This is a genomic window from Candidatus Enterococcus leclercqii (genome assembly GCF_009933135.1).
Classification (GTDB): Bacteria; Bacillota; Bacilli; order Lactobacillales; family Enterococcaceae; genus Enterococcus_C; species Enterococcus_C leclercqii.
Map to the genome: position 1 here is coordinate 124,887 of NZ_MAEH01000021.1, position 26,104 is coordinate 150,990.

Here is a 26,104-nt window from a genome sequence, read left to right on the forward strand (position 1 = left end):
TTATTCCCCCTTGAACTGGCTCAAAAAGCGCACATCATTTTGATAGAAACTACGGATATCGTTGACACCGTAACGAAGCATTGCTACCCGATCCGGCCCAATCCCAAAGGCAAAACCGGAATATTCTTCCGGATCGATTCCGCTCATCGACAAGACATCCGGATGGACCATCCCAGCACCTAAAATTTCAATCCAACCGGTATATTTACAAACGTTACAGCCTGCGCCACCGCATTTGAAACAGCTGACATCCACTTCAACAGAAGGTTCCGTAAACGGAAAATAGCTGGGACGCAGACGAATCTTGCGGTCAGCTCCGAACATTTTTTGCATCATGACTTCAAGGGTTCCTTTAAGATCAGCCATAGTCACATTTTTATCAACGACAAGGCCTTCAATTTGATGAAACTGATGGCTGTGAGTAGCGTCATCGGTATCGCGTCGGAAAACTTTCCCCGGCGAAATCATGCGCAATGGTCCTTTGCTGAAATCATGTTTTTCCATCACACGCGCTTGAACTGGCGAAGTGTGGGTACGAATCAGTGTTTCTTCAGAGATGTAGAAGGTATCTTGCATATCCCGGGCAGGATGATCTTTTGGCAGATTCATCCGCTCAAAATTGTAATGATCCGACTCCACTTCATTGCCTTCGATCACTTGATAACCCATGCCTACAAAAATATCTTCAATTTCTTCCAAAATTTGAGTCAGAACATGGCGCCCTCCAACAGGTACTTGGCGCCCAGGCAGTGTCACATCGATAGCTTCTTCTGCCAATGCTTTGTCCATTACCGCTTGTTCCAGTTCAGTTTTTTTAGTTTCAACAGCTGCTGTTAGGTAATCACGGATTTCATTCGCAAACGCCCCAACTTTAGGACGTTCCTCAGCGGATAGATCTTTCATTCCCCGTAAAACTTCGGTAATAGGACCTTTTTTCCCCAGCGTTTCTACTCTGATTTGGTTCAGCGTCGCAAGATCAGCTGCCGCTTGAATCTTTTTACTGGTCTCATTTTTCAATACTTCTAGTTTGTCTTTCAGAGACATGGTGTCACTCCTCTTCTTTAGGTACCGCAATGGTACATTGTTTGACGACAGGCTCATTAGTGAATCTTTAGATGGATTGCTGTTTCGCGAAAAAAACATAAAAAAGCGACCCTCCGCCCCTGTAAAGGAACGAAAGATCGCGTTACCATCCTAAATTTGCAGTATCTTTCACTGCACACTCACTTTGATTAACGATGACAACTGCCACCGGTCATAGTCCGCCTGCTTTGATCAGACGTCTGTGACGAGCTCCGGAAGTGAACTTCATTTTTCGAAACCGCAACCTGCTCTCAGTCTCTGACAGGTCTCCCTTGTGCGGCTCAGCCAAATTACTCTTTTCCATCTGCGCTCTTTGGTTATTCAATTGACCTTAGTTTACAGAAGACTGCTGAAAAAATCAACTGCATTCTGATTCATCGATCCATTTTTCACTCCACTGCTTCACGCAGACCAGGCTTTCTTCAAGATCGATGCCTTTTTCTGTCAGACTATAAAGATTTTGTTCTTTTGTCAGGATGCCTTCATTGGCCAACTCTTTAAGGCGTTCTACCAATACCCGATCACTGACTTCCGGAATTTTTTTTGCCAGGTCCACAAATCGTTGCGGGCCATCTTCCACTAGAACGTCCAAAATCAACCCGTTCCATTTTTTTCCCAATATGGAGAAGGCTTTTTCGAACTTGGGACAAAGCATGAATTCCTGAGTTTTTACTGCTTCCATGTTCTTCACCTCGATAATGTGTTTGCGACTGTCGGTGACCAAATGTTTGGTCAACCTGTAACTGTTGGTCACTGCCTTTCAACATTGACCGGCTGTAGGAGAGCCACTTCTAAAGCCCGACTTCCATTACTTCTCACACATTATAGCACAAACCTTATTTTTTGTAAGTAACGGACAACTAATCTTAATAATTTCCTGCTATATGAGAAAAATACGATTGCTCCACCATCCTAAAGGTAGTCTTGCAGATCACCAATTATAAATCGATAATCTTTCGCTGCGGCAACCAGATTAGGACCGTCCTTGTAACCGGTTTTTGCAGGGCTTGTTCCAAGGCTTGTTTGTATAGACTTAACTGTCCCTGATACCTTTGGCGCATCACTTCTATGTCTCCATTGAAAACAAAATCCGTTTTGAAATCGTAAAGAAGAACTTCGTCCGCCGTTTCCAAGTACCCATCGATGATACCATGAATCAGCATTTCGTCATCTGCATTATCGTACTCTCGAAAAATTTGTGAAGCAGCTTTTAGCATCGCAAAAGGCTGCTCCCGGTGAACTGCTGCGGAATGGCTGCGAAGTTCCCTCCCCAATGGTGAATCCAAAAACCAGGCAATGCCTTCAAAATCAATGTGATCTGCCAGCTGTGAGGTAATGATTTTCTGCTGAACCAACTGACTGGCAAAGTGTTGCAACGCTTGAGGATCCGGCGCTGTCTTCAGTGGCCACAGCTGCAAAAATTCGTGGGTGGCTGAGCCGATCTGTCGACCCTCAATTTCAGTTTCTTCTAAAAAGGCTGGTTTTGCTAACTCAGAACCAGTAAACCGAAACCGCCGCTGACTCTCCACTTGATCAGTGCTCTGCCAATCAATACGAGCCTCATCGGCATTGTCAGGATCATCAAACAGCCGTTTGATCTCTGAAACCGACTGATAACTAGTGGTCATCGTGGCTTTTTCATGAGGATAACGATAATCCAGGCGTTGTTTCAGTTTTTCAAAATGACTTTCCTTTGCTTGCAATTCTTCTACGCGGAGAACGGTTTCCAAAGCTGCGGGTTTTTCTTGAGTCGCAGTCTTTTTGTTGAGCGTGTCTGTGACCAACTTTAAAAGTTGCGACTCATCAAGAAAATCTATTGAAAATTCGACAGGCGCATTCACCGTGAAGCGGCGTTCAGCTGCTTCAGAGAAGTAGTCGGTCATTTTGGGATGACGCCATAACGTTCGCCCTACCCAATTCATCAAGACACCACTGGCCTGCATGCGCAATGCGGGATTTAACACCAGCTTTTCTTGCCCTTCAGCCTGCGACCATTTTTTCCCAGCTTCCTCCTTATTTTTATAAGAACCGACTAGAAAAAGCTTTTGTTCAGCCCGCGTCAAAGCCACATACAATTTCCGCATTTCTTCTGAATAGGCTTTTTGACGACGTACCTGTAAAACTGCTTGATAAGGAAGAGTTTCATATTCTACCCGTGCCTCAGGATCCAGATATTTGATTCCGGCGCCAAGGGTTTCTTCAAATAAATAACGAGTGCGAAAATCTTGCTGGCTCATTTCCCGTGACATATCCAAGACAAATACGATAGGAAACTCCAAGCCCTTGCTGCCGTGAATCGTCATAACCCTGACGGCATTTTCAGCGGGAGTTGCCAGAGGTTTTGCCAGATCGACTTGCTTTTCTTGCATCTTTTCTACCATACGAATGAACTTATACAGTCCTCTAAAGCTAGAGCGCTCGTAAGTTTTTGCCCGCTCTACCAAGGCAATCAAGTTGGCATAGCGCTGACGGCCAGCTGCCATTGCCACCACATGATCCAAGTAGCCAGTGTCATCATATATCCGCCACAACAGTTCAGGGATTTCCCGCGTTTTTGAAAAGTCTCGCCACGCTGTCAGCTGCTGGTTAAAGGCAACAATCTTCTCTTGCAACTGTGCTTCCCCCACAGTTTCATAGGCAGTTACGGCTTCAAAGAAACTTCCTTGAGGATGCTGTGCCCGAACCATCGCTAATTCTGGTTCCGTTAGACCAACGATTGGCGAACGTAAAACTGATGCCAATGGAATATCGTTATCCGGGTTATCAATGATTGTCAGTAAACTGATCATGGTTTGGATTTCAGTGGTTTGAAAATAATTTTCCGCATCGCTGATTTCCAAAGGGATATCCAACTGTTGAAACACGGTGATGATCGCTTCATTATTGGTCTTTGTTGGTGTCAACAAGACGATATCTTGGTATTCTACCTGTCGCATTGCCTTTTTCTTCTTATCATAAATAGAAAAACCCTCATCCACCAGCTGTCGAATCTTGAGTGCCGTCAAAAGCAGCTCCCCTTGGGTTTTGTTCTCTACCAATTCTGATGATTCTGTTTTTCCGTCCCCTTTTTCGTAAATCAACAGCTCCGTTTCAAACCCTGGGACTTCCGGAAAAGCAGGGAGAGCGGGAATCAGTGCCGCCGCCTCGTCATAAGGAATCTGCCCCACTGCCGAATCCATTAATTGCTTGAAAACCAGATTGGTAAAATCCAACACTTCATGACGACTGCGGAAATTTTCCGCCAAAATGATTCGTCGTCCACCCTGCTGTTGTTCAAAAGCTAGATATTTGTCAATGAATAACGTAGGATCAGCTAAACGAAACGCATAAATGGATTGCTTGACATCCCCCACCATAAACATATTTCCACGACGATTTGGGTGGGCTTGCGGGTCTATTTGACGGACCTGATACAAGATGGCTTCTTGCAGCCGATTGACATCCTGATACTCGTCTACCATCACCTCAGAGAATTTTTGACGATAGTAAGTACCTGCCACTGAAGGGGTTACGCCATCGCCTTTTAAGATTGCCAATGTGTAGTGTTCCAAATCATTGAAATCCAGCAGCCCTTTTTCCAGTTTTCGCCCGCGATAACTTTTCATGAAATCACCGGTCAATTGTGCCAGTTTGGCTACCAACGGCTGCGCTAAGGCCATCAAACGCAGACTTTCTGCTGGCGAACACACCATAACTTCATTTAGTGAAACTAACAGCTCCCGACCCGTTTTACGATGTGCCAAAAGTTCTTGTGACAGTTCTTTATTTTCGTTGCGCTTAGGCATCAAGCGAGCAGCGAGATCTAGGCTAACCAGTTGTTGATAAAAACGCTCTGTGTCATCAGAAGCCAGTGCGTCTGCCAAATTTTTTGCTTGGGCAATTTCATGTTGCAGTTTGTCCAGATAATTGGCAAAGTCATTCTGGGCATGCGCCATGTCCAATGCCTTGGCGTATTCAGCTTGTGCCAGTGTCAGTGTTGCTTCAAGTTGTGGTTTAATTTGTTGCTGATACAGTGGGTTCTCACTAAAGTCTTGTTCAGTTTGGTAGTTATCTGTCAAATGCGCTAGCCACGCTTGCGGGTCAGGACTTGCGACAGCAAAAAGATACAGACGCATAACCAAATCCGTCAAGCCGTCATCAGAACGGTCATTGGAGAAATTTTCCACCAATTGGTAAAAGACCTCATCTTCTGAAGCATAGTAGGATTCCCTTAATTCTTCCCAGACTTCTTCTTTCAACAGAAGAGTTTCCGTCTCATCCGTCAGCATTCTAAACACTGGATCAATCCCAATCAGAAAATAAAAGCGGCGAATGACAGTCAAACAAAAAGCATGCAGTGTCGAGATATTGGCCTGGGGCAGCAACCCTAATTGGCGTGCATAGCGGGCTTGTAGCTTCGGATCGCTTTCTTTGGCAAGGGATTCACTGAGGGCCGTTTGAATCCGTTCTTTCATCTCGCGAGCAGCCGCTTCGGTAAACGTTACGATTAATAATTCATCAATGCCGGTGCCGCTTTTCAGTTTTTCAATCACCCGTCGAACCAGGACCGTCGTTTTACCGGAACCGGCGGAAGCCGAGACCAGCAAATTGTCCCCCCCATCAAAAACCGACTGCCACTGTTTATCAGTAAATTGTTCGTTATCCGGTTTCAAAGGAATTTCGTAAGGATTTTTTTTAGGCTCAGAAATCGCGCCTGTCTCAACTTTTGCAGTCTCATCTGCTTTTTGGGGCTGTTGACTGGGTTCCTCCCATAAAGAAGTTTGATAGGCTTGCTCCTTTGACAACTCCCCCTCTACCAGCGGATCATGCTGGCGAGAATTGTCATTGGTTGGTTTCGTCATCTTCAACAGCTCCTTTCATTTCATCCAGTAGATGCTCTTTGTCTTGACTAACTAAACGGTGATAGTCGTTTTCTTTTAGCATCACATCAAACCCGCACAAACTACGGAAAGGACAATAGGTACAAGCCCGTTTGCCACTAGCCGTCAGATAAGGATTCAATGCAATCTCTCCGGAAACAATCTTATCCCCGGCACTTTTCATCTTCTCCCGATTGTATCGCCGCATGGTATCAATCTCAGCTTCAGTGTAAAAAGTCTTTGTTTGGGGCGTATTTTTCAAAATTCCTTTAGCATCTCGATTGATTGGAAACAATTGCGAGGTTTCTTTTGGTTCAGGAGAGTCATCCATTTGTTGGTACAACTCGCCGTCTTTCAAATAGAAGCCTTTCATCTTAAATTTTTCTAACAAACGATCATTTTCAGCTTCTTGCGGACTTAGCACTGGATCGTGGACCCGCATGTAATAGGCACCTGCTGGCCGGACTGCTTCTGTTCCCACCAATTCTTTGGCATCCATCAAAGCCACATCCAAGTAAGTAATCAACTGCATAGCTAGACCGTAATACGCTTCCACCAAGCTAAACTGCTTGTCGCCAGACTTGTAATCAACAACTGCCAGCCAAGTTTGATCGTCTTGTTGGGCGACATCCACACGGTCAATCTTGCCCCGCACTCGTAGTTGACCGCCATTATCCAAGGGTAGTTCAATGCCAGGGATCCCTTTTTTGCCAGCAATCTGACCAAAGAGAACTTCTGTTTTCACTGGATATAAACGGGTCTTTTGTGATTGTTTGTGCAACGCCCAAGTGACTTTTTCAACTGTTTTTCCTAAACGATAGCGCAGATACCGCATCCGTGCTGTACTTTCCAACACGCTGTACTGGGCTTCGCCAAGGATTTCTTGTAATAATTCCTCTAAAAGCAGCTGGCGTTTTTCGTCACTCAACTCCGCCAAATCCACAGACAATTCACTGATTGCCTTCAAAAAACGATCCAAGGCATCGTGAAACAGACTGCCCGTCATCATGGTATCAATTCCGTACAATTCCCGCTCCTTCAAGCGCAAGCCATACTCGGAAAAATACCGGTATTCGCATTCGTAAAAACTTTCCAGGCGAGAAACTGACGCATACAGGTCCTTGCCGTAAATCGTCTCTGCCAATGCTGGGTCCAGAGGCAAGGGAACATTTTGCCGGCTGCGCCCGAAGAAAGCCCGCAAAGCCACCTCTTTTTCAGGAGACGTTTTTACAGCCTGCTCCAAGCGTTGCCAAAGATAAGGAATATTCATCTTTTCGTCTTCACACTGTCGGTAAAGATTGTTCAGTTGTCCCACCAGCATTCGATAACTGGCTACGAACGGATCAGGTGTTTCTTGCGGTGTCAATAATCGCCGCTCGTCTATTCCTAGTCCCAACTGACTAACAAAACGTCGAACATACGGTGACATTTTGATGTTTTGCTGCGTATCTTGATTAGCGGCATAGCTCAGATAGAGTTGATCTGTCGCTGACAAAAAGAGTTTATACGCAATCAGTGGCGAGCGAGCGGCCTGTCCCCCAGTTCCTTCCTGGATAAACTTATCCTCAGGTAAAACCTGGTTTAATCGCTCCCGCTCTTCATCAGTTAATAGGCTATGGTTGCTGCTTTGTTGCGGAAAATTAGACTCATTGAGTCCAATAGCAAAAGTAATGCGGCATTGCCGTGGTCTGGTTAAGGTCAGCTGATTGACCTGGATCTGATCAATGGCAGCAGGTATTCGACCATAGGCAGAGGTTTCCAACCCGGTAGTAAAAACTTCAGTGAATACTTCTAGATCAAAAGGATCTTCTCCATAGATTTGAACATATTCATCCATGAGTGTCATAAGCGCTTGCCAAGTCTGCTCGTGATTTCTCGCTTGCTCCAATGCGCCCTGGGAAACTTCTTTGTCCCGCCAAGAAAGCAAGGTCTCTTCCACCCCTGCTTCAAGTAAAAAATGATAGAGATGTGTCACTGCCGTACGTCCATCTGCTGAAGCTCTCAATTTTTTTAAAAAACTGCCGACTAGATCGCGGAAACTACGCCGCAACCGATTGGAACGAATTGTCAAAGGTCCGCTTTCTAACCGTTCTTGATTTTCAAAATCGTATTCAACCACTGGCCAGTCCTCTTTGGACAACCATTGATACCCTTGTAGATTATTCTTTAATGCCAGATTTTCTGTCAGATCGACATCTCGACGAAAAACAGCAACGGCCTGTTGGCGACGTGTCACTCGAAAATCTTCCTTTTCAGAAACACTTCCTTTTGCTGTTTCTGCTGAGGCCTCTAAGTACACAGCGGGCAAGATAAGTTCACTCTTTAGTAGACGTAAGATGTCTTCCAGTCTGAAATGATAGGTTTCCAGCTCCAGCAGCGCCCGCAAAAACTCGATAAGAGGATGTTGTTCCATCGTTGCTTTTTGATCGATGTATAAAGGCAAATCGGCTTCTTGAAAAATATGCGGAATCAATTGGCCATAGGTTTCCAGATCATTTGTCACCAGTTGAATATCTTTCAAACGCAGTGTGGGATCAGCTACCAAGAGGCGCCGGATTTCCGCAGCAATCTGGCGCAGCTCTTCTTCAGGAGTAACGGTCCTCCAAAGATGAACTTGTTCAGACAAATCAAAAGCTGGTTGATAACGTCCCTGATTTTGCGTCAGGCGCCAAAAACCTTCCAACTCCTCTAAATTGGGATACCGGGTACAATTTTGCGCCGGTTCCAATACCCGTACGGTTTCTCCAGCCAAACGAGCAGCCTGCGTCAATTGATAGAAGATTTTACCCGTACTGTAGAAAAGATCCAGCTGTGCTGGCTTTTCCGTAGTGTATTGCCGGTCCAACATCAACGCAACAGTCAGTTCAGCTTTTTCTGCCAAAACTTGCAACAATTGCAGCTCTTTCGCGTAAAGTTCTTCAAACCCGTAGGCAACAAACAGCGTATCTGTCAGATCCGGGGCCTCAACTATTTTGCCTTCCCATTGACCCTTTAAAAAGTCTGTTAATAGTGCAAGAGGATCTTCCGTCTGCAGTTGGCGCAAAACCAGCGCGTTTTGATAGCGATCGAGAATCTTAGCAATTTCTGCCAGCTTTTCTTGTTGATCCTGCCATTTTACAGCTTCTGCATCAGAAAGCTGTGTTAAAAACTCGTCTTTCGGCGTGGATAAAAGCTCAGCTGGTGCCAGATTGCCCGCAGCAAGCTCCGTATTTAAATCCAACAGTTGGCGGATAAAGCCCTTTTTGCGGATTTCACTTTTGAAAACTGTCAACTCTTCTTCCATTTCAGACAAAGTTTTTCGCAGCAACATACCGCTGCCCACATCACTGATCGTATTTTCAGACAATGCGCCTGTTTGTTGTAAAAAGTACCATGCTAGTCGATAAAAACTGAAGACTTGAATATCAATCGTACTGAAATCCACTATGCCGCTACGTTGCTTTACTGCCTGCAGGAGTTCTTGCTCTTGCATAAATTTATTGAAATTAGGCACCAGAAAAAACACTTTGCGGCCAGCAGACTTGCTGCGCCATGCCAATGCTTCATCGACAACCCTTGCTTGATGGTCACAATTGCCATGTCCTAAAATAAAACCCAGACCCATTCAAAAAGCCCCCTTTTGCTATAGTGGGTATCACAGACAGTATACCTGTTTTTATCATTCGTCGTCCATGCCAGAAGACCAAAGACAACGTAATTCTTTTTCTATAATAGTTACTCTTGAAAATAACTAGCCAAAAACTATACGCCTCCTCAACAAAGCAAATAAATACGAAAGAACCAGCAGTAAAACACTACTGGTTCTTTCGTATTTTCTTATTTATTTAGGCTGATTGTTGCCTTTTCACCGTCACTCTTTGATAAAACCGAACTGCTGTAAAGGCCAGAAGATAAACTTTACATCTCCTACAATATCTTTTTCCTTGATAAACCCAATCGAGCGAGAGTCTTTTGAAATCCGCCGATTGTCCCCCATAACCAAGATCTCGCCTTCCGAGAGTTTACCGAAAGAAAACGAGGTTTCTTGATGTGGACCCAACGTCAACGGTAATCCATCTGTCACCTGTTTTTCATAACGATCCAGATAAGGTTCTATAATCTTTTTCCCATCAATGTACAAAACACCTTCCCGATATTCTACTACTTCTCCCGGCAAACCGATCACTCGTTTAATATAATTTTTCCCCTCTTCATCCGGCGCGGGAAAAGTCACAATGTCAAACCGTTTGACATCGGTATTTAGTAGCGCAATCACCCGTTCACCATCCTGCAAAGTCGGGTCCATCGAATCCCCCTTCACAATCACCGGAGTAAAAACAAAGTGGCGCAGCAACCACAAAACAGCAAATAAAGCTGCTAAGTATAGAGCTGTTCTCAGCCATTCTTTTTTCATATGCGCCGCTTCCTTTCTGATAAACTGCTTCTGATTCAAGTGTACCACAGGGAAAACAAGGGGCAAAAAATTAGCATTCAGCGGAGTACCAAGATTTCGAGAAGTAGTTTTAACACTTCCTTACTACCCTTGATAAAAGCGGGAAAAATTTACGGATTATCGAAGAAGACAGGGGCATCGATGAATCATGTTTGTGAAATAGTTTTCCCTTTTTATAGGAGGGGGCCAGCTGTTAGGTAATAATTAAAGTTCTTGGTTTGTCCTTTGGAAATCTCCTCATCCAAATTTCTTTCAAAAACTTGAGCAAATTATTTTACTTACTTTTGGTTAGCATATATACTCACTCTTGTAGCAAAGAAAAAACAAAAAAAGGGAGTTTTTATACTATGACAGAATTTATGGATGCAATCAAAAACCGCCGTTCCATCTACGCTTTGGGTCGGAACGTTGAAATTTCAGAAACAGAAATTGAAAACTTGATCAAAGACGCTGTTAAATATAGCCCAACAGCTTTTAATGCCCAATCACCACGGGTTGTCGTATTGTTTGGTGAAGCCCATGAAAAATTGTGGGAACTGACTGAAGCAGCTTTGAAACCATTGACACCGGCAGAAGCATTCCCTGGTACACAAGCTAAACTGGCTGGCTTTAAAGCTGGTTTGGGTACTGTTTTATTCTTCAAACACACCGACACTATTAAAACTCTGCAAGAACAATTTGCTTTGTATGCTGACAATTTCCCAGATTGGTCTGAACAATCCAATGGTATCGCAACTGCTAACGCTTGGGTTGCATTGGAAGACGCTGGCTTAGGCGCTAACTTGCAACACTATAACCCAGTAATCGATGAAGCTGTTGCCAAAGAGTGGGATATTCCTGCAAACTGGAAGCTTCGTTCACAGTTGGTATTCGGTTCTAAAGAAGCTGAAGCTGCTGAAAAAGAATTTATGCCAGAAGAAGATCGTTTCCGCGTTATTCGCTAATTACTGATTTATTCTGAGCTGGAATATTTTTGAAATAATAGCAAAAAACCATGAAGTGAACGATTTCTCGTCACTTCATGGTTTTTTGTCATACAGTACTATAAAAAAACTGATTTTCCTTAGTATCTCATCGAGAAATCAAGCTTTTAAACTGCAGCAATTGCACCCGTTAGAGGGATACTCCAACTAATTTAATCCACATAATCAAATAACTTAAGATCCACTGCATCTATATAGCCGATATTCTTCTTTAAATCCCACAGTTGAATTTCAGAGGTTTCACTATTTTCCATAAACGGCTGAAGTTCTAAAAGCGTACCAAAATAAACAGGATTATATTTAATTTCGCCATTCGTTAGGTTCTTTGACTTTAATAAGCCTTTGAATTCTAAATTAAAAATCCGTTGACCAGTTTCTTCGTAAAGTTCTCTGATTGCACATTCCCTGGGCGTTTCATCCTCCTCTCTGTGACCCGCTGGCAATTCCCATTGCTCTCTTAACGTATTGTAGCATAAGAGATATTTACATTCGGACTTTATTACTGCATAGGAACCAGCCAGCCGGTGATATTCAAACATTTCAACCTCTTTTACAACAAGAAAATCAAGAAATTCAAAGCCATTATTTTTGGCAAACATTCTTACCCCACCTATCGATACAATTTTTTAATAATTTACGTTTCAAAAATATCTACATTTAACGCATCAAAAGTACCATCAGCTTTAATAAAAGCAAGAGTGGGTATGTAATTCTCACAAAACGCTTCCTCAGATTTTTATAACTGAATGCAGTGGGTTAATTATATCACCAGAAACAGTAAGCGCATACAATTTATGGAATCATCTTCTCTTATCTATTTACATTATCTTGATTAATCGTTAATCCTAGTCAGCCTTTGCATGTTATTCGATATGTTTTAGTATTCCAACATATCAATACTAGTTATTCAAAAAGCAAAAATTATTTTATATTATATACGCGTTAGACAAAAGCTTAAATAGTTGCAGACATATAAAGTCATTTGATGTCTAAAGTAGTAAAATTACATCGTAAAACACAAATTCCAATAAAAAAGAACCTCTTTGGAAAAAATCCGCAGAGGTTCTTTTATCGATTGCTCATTTATCTTTTCTAAGTTAATGATCGTCAGGGTGTTGTTCCAAAAGAACATCAATAGGCGTTCCTTTTGGCAGATGTTCTGTCAAAAATAAGACAATCTCTTCAACCGGCGCCTCAAAAATCAGCAATGGGCCCCGCATACCTAAACGAAAAAAATTCATTTTAGTTTTACCCTCACTGAAAAGCAGCACGACTCGGCCAACCTCCTCATAGGGAATCCCTCTAAGATCCATGGCATTACTGACAATACGATCCTTTGCCAGGCCTCTGGAGTCAAACAAGAAACTCAAAATAAAGAATGCGGCTACCACTCCTCGCACCTGATCTTCCAGCGTTTTAGCATCGCTCAGAGAGAGCAGCAGTGCACCAACTGCCAAAAAAGGAACGGCAGTGACAAATGTGCTACGCCGCTTTGAGATAAACACAATGTCTCGTCGAACTAATAAAAGATAGAGGTACAAAACCACCAGCATCACCACTAACAACAAAGTAAATCCGCTCATGGGCCATCCCTCCTTTTGATTGCTTCTCCTTCAAAGATACTGTATCCCTCTTAATTTGACAACCATTGCCTACCAAGGAGCGTTTTTAGACTATCAAAAGCTTATGGATTCAAATTTAACTGCCTATCCGCTACAATAAAGACACAAAGTTGGAACATCTGGAGGAATCACTATGGATAATTTTATGAAAAAAATGGCACAATACGACCTGCTGCGTGGGGTCGTACTTGGCCTATTGGGAATAATCGTACTTTGGAAGCCGGGGATGATCTTCAATGGAATCGTTTATATCATCGCCGTCTATTTCGCATTTATGGGAATCTTGAATCTGTATACAGTTATCAGAGAAAAAGCTGCTTTTGCCGGTGCCTATGCTTCAGGAATTTTTCTGCTATTGGCTGCTTTAGCTGTCATAGTTTTAGCCAAACCAATTGTGTCTTTTATTCCATTACTTTTGGGCCTGTTCGTACTTATTGGCGGAATTCGACAATTGTTACAAGAGATTCAACTTCATCGCCAAGGATCTGCTCGCATCGGTTGGCTGGTCTTCAGTATTTTATTAATGGCTGCCGGTGCCTTACTCGTTTTCAATCCTTTTGAAAGTGTATTATTGATGTTCCGTATTTTTGGTGGAATTTTAGTTGCTACTGCCATTGCAGCAATCATCAGCTATTTTCAACAAAAAAATATGTAGTACTTGCTGTTTTTCAAATGGGAGTGTGACATAAGTAATGTCCCTAAATAGCGTATGTCTAACCACAATGAATAAAAAATGTGTAGATGAGGAAAATTGGTGACACTCTTTATATCTTAGTTCGAAGAGAGAACATTCCCATACCTGGAAAGAGAAAAAGTGAATGAGGCTGATTTCGCTTGATTTCATCATGGACAGTCAGCATTTGACATTTTTAACAATAAAAAAGCCGACGATCTTCCGATGATTTAAGGAGGAGGGTCGGCTTTTGGGGTCTCACATTTGGTAGTATTCGCTTCAGCAGACGGTGACTCAACTATTGTCTCATGCTTAGCTTAAACTGACTGTAAGGCTTGAATAATCACTTTTTGTGCCTGTTTTACTCAACGATATAAAATACCATGTGTATGACTTGACATTTTCTTAATCTTACACTTTCACACATTGTTTTTTCCCTTGGAACCGGCTATACTAAGTGTAATATTAAAAGAAAGTTGGTGTGCCCATGGCCGCTGGAAACTCACAAGAATTGCCAGTCATTTTAATTCGTGACCATGAAGGCAATGTCATCGAAAAAATTTCGGTTAAAGAATGGATGCGCAGAAAAGCACTCCCACAAAATGAAAATTTCGAGATTAAGCTCTATCGGGAAGCCTTGAATTATTACGCAATCGAAGAGTTGGATAAAGCAGAGGATTTGCTTTTGTATTTGTGTGAGCTCTCTGACTATACTCACTATGAATATGTTGAACGAATCGCCAACTTATATCGTCGCCAAAACCGTCCGGACAAAGAGCGTTGCGTTTTGCTCTTTGCTTACCGCAAGTTGCGTCATGACCCAATTGCCAGTCGAATTGATCGTCGCTTAGAAAAACTGGACCGGGCCTTTCTACCTAAGACAAAGTTCCTCAATCAAGCTTTTATCGGAAACTGACTGGTTACTCCCGTCAGTTTTTTTGTGCCAACTCCAAAATCCATGCGACCGGCATGGCCTTCATTTGCATCTTTTGTCCGGGCGTTTTGCTTTCCGAAAAAAGAGCCTCGTGCTACACTTTAATTGCGTTACGTTGCAATCTTTCGACTTTTTGTCGGGAAAATTTTTCAGATACTCTGAAGGAGGAAGCAAAAATGAACAAAGATGAATTGATTCAAAAGGTAAAAGACCTGATCGGTGAAGGCAACATCGAAACTGCCCAGAAGTTTGTAGAAGCGCATAAGGATGAACTCGGTGATTTTGCAGAAAAAGCCAAGGATATGATCACAAACTTTAATCCTGACGAGTTTTCCGAAAAAGCAAAGCAGACATTTGGTGACGCAAAAGATGCCGCAAATGCGGATGGAATCGTAGACAAAATCAAGGATCTCTTCGGTAAAGAAAACAAATAATTTATCTCAAAAAAACCGGCTGTCAAAAGACAAGCCGGTTTTTTCATCCACAAAACAGTGCTTTTTTCATGCACTGCTTTGTGACCGTAATGAGGTGTGGTCAATACTGATGGGAATCTTGTGATCTTAATTCAACAAGATCACGGTCATCATGCCGAAATAGCCAAGTTGCCTCAGCTGTCGTGATGCCCTTTATTCAAATCAGTCGCCGCTATTCGGTCAGGAGCGATCAAAAACCGATAGCGGCAGACAGATCTGCAAGTGATTGAGGGAATTTCAGAAAGCCTCTAGGTTTGAAAGTTTGAAGATTAACAGCAAAGGCCTTCAAAAATTTATTTTCCCTTTTTCATACCTGCCATTTCGGAATAAGTTTCCGAACGGCGTTCCATTGCTTCAACAGTGGCATCAAACATCTCTTCCACTAGCTCTGGATCTTTTTTGACGTTATTCAGCGCAGAAAAACGTGTCTGTTTCAACAAAAGATCTGGAATTCGATCAAAATCAGCTTTTTTGAAGTCTAAACGGAATGGATCTTTACCTTTTTCTGCCAGCCGTGGATCAAAGCGATACAATTGCCAGTAACCGGACTCAACAGCCTCCCGAGCTTCATACAGAGAATTAGCCATACCACCTTTTAAGCCATGAGTGATACAAGGAGTATAACCGATAATCAGTGATGGTCCAGGATAGTTTTCCGCTTCTGTGATGGCTTTGATTGCTTGCGTTGGATTGGCTTCCATTGAGATTTGTGCGACGTAGACATTGCCATAAGTCACCGCCATCATCCCCAGATCTTTTTTGGAAGTTTTTTTACCGCCGGCTGCAAATTTTGCGATTGCCGACGTTGGTGTTGCTTTACTCATCTGCCCCCCGGTATTGGCATAGACTTCGTTGTCCATAACAAAGATATTGATGTCTTCACCGGATGCCAAAACATGGTCAATCCCGCCAAAACCAATATCATATGCCCAACCGTCGCCACCAAGAATCCATTGACTCGGTTTAGCAAAGAGGTTGCGATCAGACAGAATTTCCTGCAATAACGAATCAGATTCGGTCGCCAGTGCTGCCGCCAGTTTGGCAGCTCGTTGTTGCGTGCCATCCCCTGCTTCAAAATGATCCAACCAATCCTGCAACAATGCCCGAGTATCTTCAGTGCCCAGATTTGCCGACAAGGCAGCCGTAACCCGATCAGCAACCCGTTGACGACGCACATTGTTAGCCATGTACATCCCAAAGCCATATTCGGCATTGTCTTCAAATAGCGAGTTAGACCAAGCTGGTCCTTGTCCCAAATCGTTAGTAGTATACGGTGAAACTGGCGCAGAAGCCCCCCAGATAGAAGAGCAGCCGGTGGTATTGGCAATCATCATTCGGTCGCCATACAGCTGTGTCAATAATTTGATATAAGGTGTTTCCCCACAACCCGCACAAGCTCCGGAAAATTCCAATAATGGCTTTTCAAATTGAGAGCCGCGAACGGATTCTTTTTTCAGCGGATTTTCTTTATGCCGCAATGTCATAGCAAAAGCCCAATTAACAGCTTCTTCTTGCTGCGTATCATAGTCTTTCATCACCAAAGCATTGGCTGGGCAAGCTTCCACACAAAGACCGCAACCCGTACAATCTTCCAGGGATACTTGGATCCGATATTTCAGACCATCTTTCCCCTTAAAGTCCCGAACAATAAAGCCTTCTGGTGCCTGTGCCATTTCTTCTTCATCTGCTAAAAATGGTCGAATGGAAGCATGAGGACAGACAAATGAACATTCATTACACATGGTGCAGACTTCTGGAAGCCATTCTGGAACTTGTAAAGCGATGCCGCGTTTTTCATATGCTGCTGTTCCTAACGGCATCCGTCCGCCTAACATTCCATTTTCAATCAAATCACCCACCGACAAATCATCGCCTTCTTGTCTTGCAATGGGATCTAAAATGTTACGTACAAACGCTGGCCGATCTTTTGGCGCAGCCTCAGTTACTGGTTCCAAGTCCGCCCATTCAGCAGGAACTTCGACTTTACGCAAGTGTTCGAAGGTTTGGTCAATTGATGCCCAGTTGCGTTCCACGATTTCCTTGGATTTTTTCAAATACGTCTTTTCAATTTCTCCTTTGAGCAACGGCAAGAAAGTATCTCGATTCATAATGTCAGTAACCTCAAAGAAAGCCGCTGACATCACGGTGTTGATTCGTCGTCCTAAACCATTATTCATGGCGATATGCATAGCATCGATAATATAAAATTCATTGTGATGTTGTGCCAGATAACGTTTCAAATTAGTTGGTAAATGTTTTTTCACCTGTTCTTCGTCCCAAACAGTGTTCAACAAGAAGGTGCCACCATCCCGTAGCCCTTTTACCAAATCATATTGGTGGAGATAAGCAGCGTTGTGGCAGCCAATAAAGTCGGCATTTTCCACAAGATACGTCGAATCAATCGCCTCATGACCAAAGCGTAAATGAGAAACCGTCAACCCACCAGACTTTTTGGAGTCATAGGAGAAATATGCCTGGGCATACATATCAGTGTTATCCCCGATAATCTTGATGGCTTGCTTATTAGCCCCCACGGTCCCGTCAGAACCAAAGCCCCAGAATTTTGCTTGGAAAGTCCCAGGTTTTGTGAGATCCAAGACTTTTGTTTGGGGTAAACTCAAGAACGTAACATCATCTTTGATCCCGATGGTAAAGCGCTGTTTCAATTGTTCTTCCGGCAGCAATAAATGATCGTAGACACCGACAATCTGATCAGGCGTCACGTCTTTAGAAGCAATCCCGTAGCGACCACCAATAATCACTGGCCGATTTGGATGGCGATACAAGATGCTTTGAACATCCAAAAGCAGCGGTTCGCCGTCAGCTCCAGGTTCTTTGGTCCGATCCAAAACAGCAATACGTTCGACAGAAGCTGGCAGCTTCGCCAAAATATCATCGGCTGGGAACGGGCGATACAAATGCAGGTTGATATGACCAACTTTGCGACCTTTTTCATTCAGATAATCTACTGCCTGACGAATTGTCGGTGTTGCCGAACCCATCGAAACAATCACTTCCGTCGCATCTGGTGCACCGTAGTAAGTCGTCAAATCATACGCAGTTCCCCGCAATGCATTGATTTTATCCATATATTTTTTTACGATGGCCGGCATTCGATCGTAGTATTGATTCACCGTTTCTCGTGATTGGAAGTAGATGTCTGGATTTTGGGCAGTCCCGGAAATGTGCGGATCATTTGGATTCATGGCCCGATTACGGAAATCTTGGAGGCCTTTTTGGTCTACCATGTCTTTCAAATCGTCATAATCCAAAACTTCAATTTTTTGCAATTCATGGGACGTACGGAAACCGTCAAAGAAATTCACAAATGGCAAGCTGCCTTCAATGGCTGCCAAATGAGCCACTGCTGACAGATCCATAACCTCTTGCACACCGGTTTCTGCCAACATACAAAAGCCGGTTTGCCGCGTTGCCATCACATCGCTATGGTCACCAAAAATACTCAATGCATTGGTTGCTACCGCCCGGGCAGCTACATGGAAGACACTTGGCAACAGCTCACCAGCAATTTTATACATATTTGGAATCATCAACAGCAATCCTTGAGAAGCAGTGTATGTCGTCGTCAGAGCACCGGTTTTCAGTGATCCGTGAACCGCTCCTGCTGCTCCGGCTTCAGATTGCATCTCAACAACTTTGACCTTTTCACCGAAGATATTTTTCTGGCCTTTTTCCGCCCATTCATCCACGACTTCTGCCATGGTAGAACTTGGCGTGATGGGATAAATCGCCGCCACTTCGGTAAATGCATATGAAATATATGCAGCAGCTGTATTTCCATCCATTGTTTTCATTTTCTTCATCTGTCTAAACTTCTTTCTGTTCTGATCTGCATTTCCTCATTGATACACATGCTTCACATACCATCCTCAATGTTTCAACCAGGTAGCCGCATGTATCGTCAACCCTACTCAATATCAGTCTCCAGTAGATACTGATTACTGGCAACCAACAATTCCCCGAATAAATGACACTCCTTGCCTGAAACTTTAACTCTAACTTGCTCCCCAAGAAAACGATATCTCTGGCGACATTGCCCCCCGCTTATTTAGTCGCAACAAACATAGAAAACATCATTTCCAACAGACACACCAATGCCCCTATATGATTGCCTGTTTTTGTTTCAAAAATTTGTTGTTTCACATGTTTTTTATATTCTTTTCCCCGTTGTTCTTTCCACCGTCATTACAAACAACTTAACACTATTTTCAAAAGTTTTTATGCAGCTTATTTTATCCCTAATACACTCAAGAACTGCTTCCTGCCTCGTATAACTTCTTAATGAAAAGATCTAAGTAGTACTCCCCACATCACTACCTATCAGTCAGACAGTGCCACACTTTTGATGAAGAAGCCTTTCCCAAACGTTACCAGAACGTCTTGTATAGTATTCAGTAAGCTTCAAGTCCTGCATCCCCGATTATTAGCAGAACTAATCTTTGTAATTACCTATTCGTAAAATCACGAATCCTCTCGTAGAAACACTTTTGATGCTTACAAAAACAGAGGGTTAGTCAACTGCTGCGATTAATTCCTTGACAAAAGCAGCGAGAACTTCTTCATCTTCATCATCAGCATCATTTTCGATTTTCACGGTAGCTGCGCCTTTTTTTGCACCGGCTTTTTCGAAAGCTTCGGCAAAATCATCGGCGGCTTTACAGAAATAATCAGGATATAGTTCGCTGTCGCCGCTACCGACTACACCAAATACTTTACCTGACAAGTCAGCTTCCGGTAGTTCATCAAAGAAATCTTCAAAATCAAAAGGCAATTCGCCATCATTATAAGTATAAGTTGCAACCACACAGATATCCGCATCTTCGAAAATATCGGTATCCGCATCATCAGCCTCCAGTCGTTCCACATCAATTCCGGCTTCTTCAAAGTTTTTTTCTAAGATTTCTGCGATTCCTTCTGTATTTCCGGTCATACTTGCATAAACGATTTTTGCTGCTGTCATACTTGTTCATCCTTCCATCTTCTAATTATTGTAAGCGCCCGCTCTTCTATAAAAAACAAGAATAACGTACGTTTTAACCACTATCACTATAACACTTTGTGAACGCTATCTCAATATTTTTAAGGCTAAAAAAATATTTTTCTGATTTTTTCTTTTCATCGCTTCCCTATGAATGTATCGGCGAAGTTTTACTAAAAAATAAGAGACCGAATCCAATGATTCGGCCTCTAGACAGTTACGACAGTGCGGCTTGGATGACATGCTTATTCAAATTCCAGTTCCCAAGATTGCGGGTCAATTTTCTTTTCAACGGCAACCATCTGTTGGAGTTGCTGATAGTCCTCCGGTGTGTCGACATCCATCAGCAATTGATCTGCTTTTGAAAGAGTGACCCAAGCTTCCGGATGCGCATCACGAACCGTACGACCGCCATTGTCACCGTTGACACGTAACAATTCATCAAAAAAATCACTGCCAAAATAAATCGGCGTCGACGGTTGCTTGTTTCTAGTAGGAAAAACAATGTTGCTCTTTTCTCCATTGCGAATGATATTCATCAACAAGTCTCTCGTTAGTAGTGGCTGATCCGCAGTCAAAAAGAGAACGCCGTCGCCTTGCACTTGTGCAGTTCCAAACCGGACACTCGCACTTTGGCCTCGTTCAGAAGCATTGTTTTCAATTACGGTAAAGCTGCGGGGCACTTTGATTTTTGCCAGATCTTCTGGCTTGATAACCAAAACCACCCTACCAAATCCCACCGAACGTACCAAATCCATCGTTCGTTCCAAGAAGGTTTGCTCTTGCCAAGTTAAAAACAGTTTGTTTTGCTTCATCCGCAAAGAATGTCCACTAGCCATAATCACTGCACTGATATTCGCCTTTTTCGTTTCAGCTCACCTCCTTTAACCCTTAGCAGCCAGATCAATCGTTGTACTCGAAAAAGATCCCGCCACTTGCTTGTTGACCGGGAGTTCTGCTACCCCGGTCAGAGCGAACATTATTTCCGTCGTTTTTGATACGGCGTTTCATCAATCGGCAGTGTTGGTCGCAGCTTTCCATCAAAGGCCATGTAAGCTGCGGCAATTGCCGGAGCTGTCGGAATTGTCGCCAACTCACCTACACCTTTAACACCATATGCCAAGCCCTCGTGGATTCCTTCAGACTGGACAAATCTAATATCCATCGGCGGTACCTTGGTAGCATCAATCAGGCCAAGTGTCGCATATTTGGCTTTGACATAGCCGTCTTCTAGTGCAAAGTTTTCAGTTAATGCATAGCCCATCCCCATGACGATTCCGCCTTCAATCTGGCCTTCACATGCTCGAGGATTGACAACTTGTCCCACATCGTAAGCAGCTGTGATTTTCTCCAATTTCCCTTTTTCGTCGAGAATTACGACTTCTGCTGCATAACCGTAGCCGGCATGGCTGACAGGATTCTTTTTGTCATTTACTAATGGATCAGTTTTTGCAGAATACTCGCCGTAATACTCATTGCCTTCTAGATCCGCCATAGCATAGCCCATATCCAAATCTACCCGCAATTGTTTGCAGGCACGGCGACAAGCCTCCCCTGTAAAGAGTGACTGGCGGGAAGCTGTTGTCGTCCCAGAGTTTGGTGTCCGACGTGTGTCCGGTGCTTCAGCAATAATCATTTCCGGTGGCAGGTTCAACGTTTCGCAAGCAATTTGAGTAGTAACGGTAGCCATTCCTTGTCCAATACAAGCCGCACTGGTTCGAACATGAATTTTTCCTTCTTCGACCGATACAATACAGCGACCGACATCTGGCAACCCAACACCGATCCCGCTGTTTTTGAAGAAGCATGAGATCCCAGCAGTCTCCGCATTTTCGTAATCTTCTTTCACACTCAAGAGGGCTTCTTTTAAAGCAGCATTGGTAGAAACCAGCTGACCATTCGGCAAAGCATCGCCATGTCCAACAGCATTTCGCCAACGAATCTCCCATTGTGAAATTCCTACTTTTTCAGCCAAGAGGTTCAAATTATTTTCAATAGCAAAGGCCGTTTGACAGACACCAAAGCCACGGAATGCTCCACATGGCGGATTGTTGGTATAAACTGCAAAGCCTTCGATATCAATGTCTTGATATTTATAAGGTCCCGCAGCATGGGTGCACGCCCTTTGTAAAACAGGTCCCCCCAAAGACGCGTAAGCCCCCGTATCCGCATAAATTACTGCTTTCATCGCAGTCAGGTTGCCTTCTTCGTCGCAGCCAGTGGTGAAATCCATTTCCATGCCATGACGTTTCGGGTGAATCATTAATGATTCTTGACGGCTGAAGAGAACTTTCACTGGTTTTTGTAGCAGATAGGCAGCCAAAGACGCATGGTGCTGAACACTCATGTCTTCCTTACCACCAAATCCACCGCCGACTAACTTAGCCTGAACGTGAACCAGCTCTTTTTCTATTCCTAACATCCGTGCGACTTCTCGCTGTTCATCATAGATACTTTGACCTGCACTAAACAACAAGATTCCATCACCTTCTGGTTGGGCAATGGCACATTCCGGTTCCATAAAGGCGTGCTCATTAATTGGTACCGAGTAATGCTCCGTGACTACATACTTAGAAGCCGCCAATTTTTCAGCCACATTTCCCCGAACCAAATGTTCGTGACTCAAGAGATTGCCTCGTTCATGAAGTTGCGGTGCATCTTCTGCCAATCCGGCTTCACAGCTTAAAACAGGTGGCAACTCTTCATAATCGATTTCAATCAATTCTTTGATTTCAGACAAGCTTTCCTTTGTACGAGAGACAACCAGACAGATGGCATCTCCAACATAGCGGGTAATCTCACCTTCTGAAATCATGACGTCCCAATCGGAAATGAATTCCAAATGACCAATTTTGTTGTTTCCCGGAACATCTGCAGCAGTAAATACTGCTTCACAATCAGGATGGGCCAATGCTTTTTCCTTGTTGATTTTTAAGACTCTTGCTCGAGGATATGCGCTACGGACTGCACTAGCATATAACATGCCATCCACAACGATATCATCTACGTACAACCCAGTTCCCAGCGTTTTTTCCACGGCGTCTACCCGCTTCATATCTTCACCCAACTTGCCGCTGGAATGTTCTTCTGGGATTGGCGTTTCTTCATTCAGCATTTGAGCTGCCAATTTGATACCTTCAATAATTTTCACATAGCCCGTGCAACGGCAGATATTGCTGCGGACACCTTTGCGGATATCCTCTTCAGTAGGATCTGGTTTCTTTTCCAAGAGTCCCATCGCCGATACCACGAAACCGGGAATGCAGTAGCCGCACTGCACTGCCCCGCTTTTTGCGAAAGCGTAGGCGAAGACATCTTTTTGTCGTTGGCTCATGCCCTCGACAGTCGTGACATCTTTGCCGTCGACTTTTGCTAATGTAAACAAGCAGCTTTTGGAAGCCTTTCCATTAATTAGCACAGTACAAGCGCCGCAAGCCCCTTGATCGCAGCCATCTTTTGTGCCGGTCAAACGCAGGTCGTCCCGCAAAAAATGCATCAGCTTTTTATCTTCCTGAGCGGTTACCGGTTGACCATTTACGGTAAATGAATACATTCAGTACACCTCGATATCCAGTTTTTTTCTCTTCACATTTTTTATTATATCATCTAAAAATTATTTTGGAGTACAAATTTTATTTTTTTGATAGCGTTTTTATATTTTTTCTTACAAGCTGTATTCACTGCTTTTTTTCACAATAAGAATAGGATGATAACGTTGTTTTTCGCTCTGCATTTCACGAGATAACGAAAATAAAAAAACACCATTTTTTCTCATCATTTTTTTATTTTATTTCAAAAAAGCCGAATCCTTAGGCAACACCTGTCTAACAACACAAAGAGAAGCGTTGTTAAACAGATATTGTCGAGTGGATTCGACCTTGTTAGGTGCTTTTTCAATCTGAGCTAAGCTTGTTACAAAGGAAAGCTATTATTTTCCTTCCACAGTATTGCTTCGGCGTTTGGCATCCTTACGCAGTTGTTTCTGAGCCTTTTTTGAACCTCTTTCCAAATCACGCAGGAATTTTCGTTCTCGGAAGTCAGTAAACAAACTATCCAAGTCATAGCCTTGCGGATAAAGCTCTGCAGCCGGCATCTCTAGTTGTAATCGGCGTAAGGGAACTGTCTGCAGTTTTTTATCTACCAGAATACGGCCTTCGTTAGTGTCCTGCAGCTCATAAAACAAGCCAATGGCACCCGTTTCGGTCAGCAAAACGCGATCACCTTTTCCAAATGCTGGTTGGGCTTCTGCTTTAGCCTTTACTGTTTTGCTACTGTTTTTAGCGAACGTCTTTTTCAATGTGGTTGGCGCAGTACCTTTCAGATAGGTTGCCGCTTTAGCCAACAACCCACCAGACAAGCCCTTTTCTTTTGCAATCCAAAACGCATTACTTTCCCCTACTTGATCCATCAAAAGTTCGTATTTAGGAGCCAATGTCTGGGCATCAAAAGCCATTGCCGCTGTTTTGAAATCCTCGTGGTGCAGCGCAAAATCTTTAATCTCTCCATAGTGGGTCGTGGCAATGACCAGAGCCCCCTGCTCATAAAGAGCTTCCATGACTGCAATTCCCAGCGCCGCACCTTCTTTAGGCTCAGTTCCGCTGCCAATCTCATCTACCAATACCAGACTGCCTCGATGACTGCGACGAAGAATGCCACTGAGGTTTGCCATATGACCGGAAAATGTGCTCAATGCATTTCCAAGATCTTGTTGGTCGCCAATATCGATTTCAATATTTTGCAAAATCGGTAATGTACTTCCCCCCTCGTGATGAGGCAATAGTCCTGAAGCGGCCATCAGGCAAAGAAGCGCGATGGTTTTTAGAACGACCGTCTTCCCCCCGGCATTGGGACCCGTGATGACCAAGCCCCGATTTTCTTCGCCTAATTTCAGATGCAGAGGAATGGCCTCTGAACCTAAAAGTGGATAACGCGCACCATTCAAATAGATTTCTTCCCGATCATTCACAGACAGCATCCGGCCATCGATTCGCCGGGAATATTTTCCACGAGCCAAAATAATGTCAAGTTCCCCAAGAATCTCGCGACTGTAGTCTATCTCAGAAAGCCGTTCAGCAATCAATCCTGTCAGTCCTGCCAAAATCTGATAGACTTCCGCCGTTTCTTCTGCTTTGGCCATAATCAGCTTATCATTTGCTTTTGCAACTCCCGCCGGCTCGATAAACACTGTCGTTCCCTTATTGGAGCGCTCAATAATATTTCCTTTGATCCGGCTCTGAAACTCGGTTTTTACCGGTAGAGTAAAACGTTCTTCTTTGATGATCACCAATCGATCTTGCAGGTATTTCGTAATGGTAGGATTTTTGAGGAATTTATCCAATCCCTGCTGCAAATCTCTTTCAATCGTATGGATTCGCCCACGAATCTTTCGTAGTTCCCGAGAGCTATCGTCTTTTAAACGACTGCCACTTACGGCTTGTTCGATTTCGGTAGTAATTTCCTGGAAATCTCCCAATCCCTCCGTATAGCGGTACAACACCGGTAGCTGAAAACGATTGGTTTCAAAAAGTTTGCGAATCATGCGAAAACTGCGGAGGAAATCGCCGTATTCTGTTAATTCTTCCGCTTCTAAGATCTGTCCTCGTTTGATTTTTTCTGTCAATCGGCTGATATTGGCCATGCCCATAAAGGGTACATGTTGTCCTGATCCCAAAAGCGCCATGGCTTCTTGTGTTTCCAACAATCTTTTTTCTGCGGTTGGTAAATCTTTGGCAGGCAATCGTTTAGCAAAATCTGCCTTTGCAAAATCGCTGATAATTAGTTGTTGGACTTCTGCTAAAACATCGTTAAAACCGCTCTCTTTGTATAATATTTCTTTGTGATTATCGCTAGTCATACTGTTCCCTTCTCATTTCAGCGCGGCTGTAAAATTACCTTTAGCTCGTTTCATAATTGTAATCAAATTAACGCTGATTGATTGAGTCTTTTTAAAAAGAAAAAAAGCGAGAAGACAGAATCTACCTGTCTTCTCGCTTGATCAATCATTGATTACTGATTTATCAGGTATCTGCAGGCACGCCAAAAAAAC

General features: G+C 43.5%; 16 protein-coding genes. 4 read left to right on the forward strand and 12 right to left on the reverse strand.

The window, feature by feature from the left end:
• From pheS to lepB, 5 genes are all read right to left on the reverse strand, one after another.
• The gene (gene pheS, locus BAU14_RS13660; protein ID WP_161900659.1) at positions 1–1,044 is read right to left on the reverse strand and encodes a phenylalanine--tRNA ligase subunit alpha; all 1,044 of its coding nucleotides are present in this window, start codon (positions 1,042–1,044) and stop codon (positions 1–3) included.
• Between the two features lie 397 nt (positions 1,045–1,441).
• A complete protein-coding gene (locus BAU14_RS13665; protein ID WP_161900660.1) occupies positions 1,442–1,765 on the reverse strand; it encodes a winged helix-turn-helix transcriptional regulator in 324 nt (107 codons plus the stop codon).
• A 256-nt stretch (positions 1,766–2,021) separates the two neighbouring features.
• A complete protein-coding gene (gene addA / locus BAU14_RS13670; protein ID WP_161900661.1) occupies positions 2,022–5,924 on the reverse strand; it encodes a helicase-exonuclease AddAB subunit AddA in 3,903 nt (1,300 codons plus the stop codon).
• Positions 5,905–9,546 carry a PD-(D/E)XK nuclease family protein gene (locus BAU14_RS13675; RefSeq protein WP_161900662.1) on the reverse strand — a complete coding sequence of 1,214 codons (3,642 nt, stop codon included), beginning with the start codon at positions 9,544–9,546 and terminating at the stop codon, positions 5,905–5,907. Before BAU14_RS13675 ends, addA begins: the two co-directional genes overlap by 20 nt.
• A gap of 246 nt (positions 9,547–9,792) precedes the next feature.
• Complete coding sequence (lepB, locus tag BAU14_RS13680) at positions 9,793–10,335, reverse strand: signal peptidase I (protein ID WP_161900663.1); 543 nt, start codon at positions 10,333–10,335, stop codon at positions 9,793–9,795.
• 386 nt (positions 10,336–10,721) lie between these two features.
• On the opposite strand from lepB, the gene BAU14_RS13685 reads away from it, so the two are divergent.
• Positions 10,722–11,318: a nitroreductase family protein gene (locus BAU14_RS13685; RefSeq protein WP_161900664.1), complete on the forward strand. Its 597-nt coding sequence runs from the start codon at positions 10,722–10,724 to the stop codon at positions 11,316–11,318.
• A gap of 191 nt (positions 11,319–11,509) precedes the next feature.
• On the opposite strand, the gene BAU14_RS13690 is transcribed toward BAU14_RS13685, so the two are convergent.
• Positions 11,510–11,956: an NUDIX domain-containing protein gene (locus BAU14_RS13690; protein ID WP_161900665.1), complete on the reverse strand. Its 447-nt coding sequence runs from the start codon at positions 11,954–11,956 to the stop codon at positions 11,510–11,512.
• Positions 11,957–12,454: 498 nt separating this feature from the next.
• Positions 12,455–12,940: a hypothetical protein gene (locus BAU14_RS13695; RefSeq protein ID WP_161900666.1), complete on the reverse strand. Its 486-nt coding sequence runs from the start codon at positions 12,938–12,940 to the stop codon at positions 12,455–12,457.
• A gap of 172 nt (positions 12,941–13,112) precedes the next feature.
• Between BAU14_RS13695 and BAU14_RS13700 the strand changes: the two genes are divergently transcribed.
• The 3 genes from BAU14_RS13700 (at position 13,113) to BAU14_RS13710 (ending at position 15,020) form a co-directional block, all read left to right on the forward strand.
• The gene (locus BAU14_RS13700) at positions 13,113–13,634 is read left to right on the forward strand and encodes a DUF308 domain-containing protein (protein ID WP_161900667.1); all 522 of its coding nucleotides are present in this window, start codon (positions 13,113–13,115) and stop codon (positions 13,632–13,634) included.
• A 505-nt stretch (positions 13,635–14,139) separates the two neighbouring features.
• Positions 14,140–14,568 (forward strand): hypothetical protein, encoded by a 429-nt coding sequence (locus BAU14_RS13705; RefSeq protein ID WP_161900668.1) that lies wholly within the window; start codon positions 14,140–14,142, stop codon positions 14,566–14,568.
• 194 nt (positions 14,569–14,762) lie between these two features.
• Positions 14,763–15,020, forward strand: a complete 258-nt coding sequence (locus BAU14_RS13710; RefSeq protein WP_161900669.1) for a hypothetical protein — start codon at positions 14,763–14,765, stop codon at positions 15,018–15,020.
• Positions 15,021–15,352: 332 nt separating this feature from the next.
• Here BAU14_RS13710 and nifJ read toward each other — a convergent pair whose 3' ends face one another.
• The 5 genes from nifJ to BAU14_RS13735 all read right to left on the reverse strand — a co-directional run bounded on the left by nifJ (position 15,353) and on the right by BAU14_RS13735 (position 25,912).
• Complete coding sequence (nifJ, locus tag BAU14_RS13715; RefSeq protein WP_161900670.1) at positions 15,353–18,883, reverse strand: pyruvate:ferredoxin (flavodoxin) oxidoreductase; 3,531 nt, start codon at positions 18,881–18,883, stop codon at positions 15,353–15,355.
• Between the two features lie 707 nt (positions 18,884–19,590).
• Positions 19,591–20,040, reverse strand: coding sequence for a flavodoxin (locus tag BAU14_RS13720; RefSeq protein ID WP_161900671.1), 450 nt, complete (start codon positions 20,038–20,040; stop codon positions 19,591–19,593).
• A 263-nt stretch (positions 20,041–20,303) separates the two neighbouring features.
• Entirely contained in the window at positions 20,304–20,873 is a 570-nt protein-coding gene (locus BAU14_RS13725; RefSeq protein WP_161900672.1) for a nucleotidyltransferase family protein, read from the reverse strand.
• Positions 20,874–21,037: 164 nt separating this feature from the next.
• Positions 21,038–23,611, reverse strand: a complete 2,574-nt coding sequence (gene xdh / locus BAU14_RS13730) for a selenium-dependent xanthine dehydrogenase (RefSeq protein ID WP_161900673.1) — start codon at positions 23,609–23,611, stop codon at positions 21,038–21,040.
• Between the two features lie 375 nt (positions 23,612–23,986).
• The gene (locus tag BAU14_RS13735; protein ID WP_161900674.1) at positions 23,987–25,912 is read right to left on the reverse strand and encodes an endonuclease MutS2; all 1,926 of its coding nucleotides are present in this window, start codon (positions 25,910–25,912) and stop codon (positions 23,987–23,989) included.
• Between the last annotated feature and the right edge of the window lie 192 nt (positions 25,913–26,104).

Coding starts and splice junctions, on each gene's coding strand:
- BAU14_RS13695 (WP_161900666.1), bottom strand. CDS start 12,940: ATGAGCGGATTTACTTTGTTGTTAGTGGTGATGCTGGTGGTTTTGTAC.
- BAU14_RS13725 (WP_161900672.1), bottom strand. CDS start 20,873: ATGAAGCAAAACAAACTGTTTTTAACTTGGCAAGAGCAAACCTTCTTG.
- BAU14_RS13675 (WP_161900662.1), bottom strand. CDS start 9,546: ATGGGTCTGGGTTTTATTTTAGGACATGGCAATTGTGACCATCAAGCA.
- addA (WP_161900661.1), bottom strand. CDS start 5,924: ATGACGAAACCAACCAATGACAATTCTCGCCAGCATGATCCGCTGGTA.
- BAU14_RS13735 (WP_161900674.1), bottom strand. CDS start 25,912: ATGACTAGCGATAATCACAAAGAAATATTATACAAAGAGAGCGGTTTT.
- BAU14_RS13690 (WP_161900665.1), bottom strand. CDS start 11,956: ATGTTTGCCAAAAATAATGGCTTTGAATTTCTTGATTTTCTTGTTGTA.
- BAU14_RS13685 (WP_161900664.1), top strand. CDS start 10,722: ATGACAGAATTTATGGATGCAATCAAAAACCGCCGTTCCATCTACGCT.
- BAU14_RS13705 (WP_161900668.1), top strand. CDS start 14,140: ATGGCCGCTGGAAACTCACAAGAATTGCCAGTCATTTTAATTCGTGAC.
- BAU14_RS13700 (WP_161900667.1), top strand. CDS start 13,113: ATGGATAATTTTATGAAAAAAATGGCACAATACGACCTGCTGCGTGGG.
- nifJ (WP_161900670.1), bottom strand. CDS start 18,883: ATGAAGAAAATGAAAACAATGGATGGAAATACAGCTGCTGCATATATT.
- pheS (WP_161900659.1), bottom strand. CDS start 1,044: ATGTCTCTGAAAGACAAACTAGAAGTATTGAAAAATGAGACCAGTAAA.
- BAU14_RS13710 (WP_161900669.1), top strand. CDS start 14,763: ATGAACAAAGATGAATTGATTCAAAAGGTAAAAGACCTGATCGGTGAA.
- lepB (WP_161900663.1), bottom strand. CDS start 10,335: ATGAAAAAAGAATGGCTGAGAACAGCTCTATACTTAGCAGCTTTATTT.
- BAU14_RS13665 (WP_161900660.1), bottom strand. CDS start 1,765: ATGGAAGCAGTAAAAACTCAGGAATTCATGCTTTGTCCCAAGTTCGAA.
- xdh (WP_161900673.1), bottom strand. CDS start 23,611: ATGTATTCATTTACCGTAAATGGTCAACCGGTAACCGCTCAGGAAGAT.
- BAU14_RS13720 (WP_161900671.1), bottom strand. CDS start 20,040: ATGACAGCAGCAAAAATCGTTTATGCAAGTATGACCGGAAATACAGAA.